Origin of the sequence: Fibrella forsythiae, from assembly GCF_017353175.1 — a bacterium.
In the GTDB taxonomy this organism is placed as follows: Bacteria; Bacteroidota; Bacteroidia; order Cytophagales; family Spirosomataceae; genus Fibrella; species Fibrella forsythiae.
Map to the genome: position 1 here is coordinate 1 of NZ_JAFMYW010000056.1, position 1,048 is coordinate 1,048.

Sequence of the window (1,048 nt, forward strand, 5' to 3'; positions counted from 1 at the left end):
TCAGTTGGGATTAGCCAGCAGCTCGGTCTGGCAGATACAATCTTGGGTTACGTACGGTATATGGGCCTGGAGAGTTGCAGGCCCATAGAATTCTTTGTCAACACCTTGCTGCCAGGGCGTTACTGGGTTTATGACCGGTGGCCTACCTAAAGCAGAATATGGCTAATTAAGCCCTACCAGCGTCTGCCTTGTATACGACATGGAGCGCTAGCCTGGATTCGGGATTGATCGCTTGGTTGAGATTCCTTGGCGGGTAGTACGTCACGTAGCTATTCGAGCCAAGGCTGGTTGCTCGGCTAGACTGATCAGGGGCCAGTCTACTCGGCATGGGCGGAGACCATGAAGCTGAACTGCGTGTGCTTCTTTGATAAGTAGGCGTGACGAACCTGGGCAGCGAATTGATTCAACCGCTCCTGCGAGTCGAAACAAATCAGCGGGTAGCCCTCGATGTACTCAATGTCTTTAACGGTAACCCATTCACCTCGCGGCTCAAACCAAACCTTTACTTGATAGTAAGCCATACGGAAGCTGTTTATAGAAGGGCCAAATGTAGCGGCTTTCTCTGCCTTTATGCCTCTTGCCGGCCGACTCCTTCCGCATCTGTAAAGAAAGCTAAGGCCCAGGTTTTTGGAAAAACAGAGTCAACGTAAGCAGACTAGCCGTGCCGATTGGCTCGCAACAGGAGACCGCTCTGGCAGAGCTTGAGGCAGAGAAATCAAGGTAAGCAGGTGGCAAGGGAACGATCTGTCAGCAATGCCCAGCGTCATAGATTTTTTGGGGCCAATAAGGTAGAAAAGGGTGTTCCGCCCAAGATATGGCGGTCTATAACATAGTAAGAACGAACGACCGTTCTTACTATGTTATAGACCGCCATGCCCTGCCAAGAACTACTCAAAACTCAGGGTGAACGACCGGTTAAGACAGGTAAAAAGTATTAAGACCAGGTAAAGCTGTCGCTGGTGTAACTTGACGGTAACCTTTTAAAGCCCCAGGCCAGTATGCAAAGCGTTTTGCCCGATAACCCCCACGCGCACGTCAATCAACCAGG

Annotated in this window: 1 protein-coding gene; it reads right to left on the reverse strand. The window is 50.8% G+C overall.

Features of this window, described 5'->3' with window-relative positions; all coding sequences use genetic code 11:
* Positions 1-317: 317 nt before the first annotated feature.
* Positions 318-521, reverse strand: a complete 204-nt coding sequence (locus tag J2I46_RS32610; protein WP_207333307.1) for a hypothetical protein — start codon at positions 519-521, stop codon at positions 318-320.
* Positions 522-1,048 lie beyond the last annotated feature (527 nt).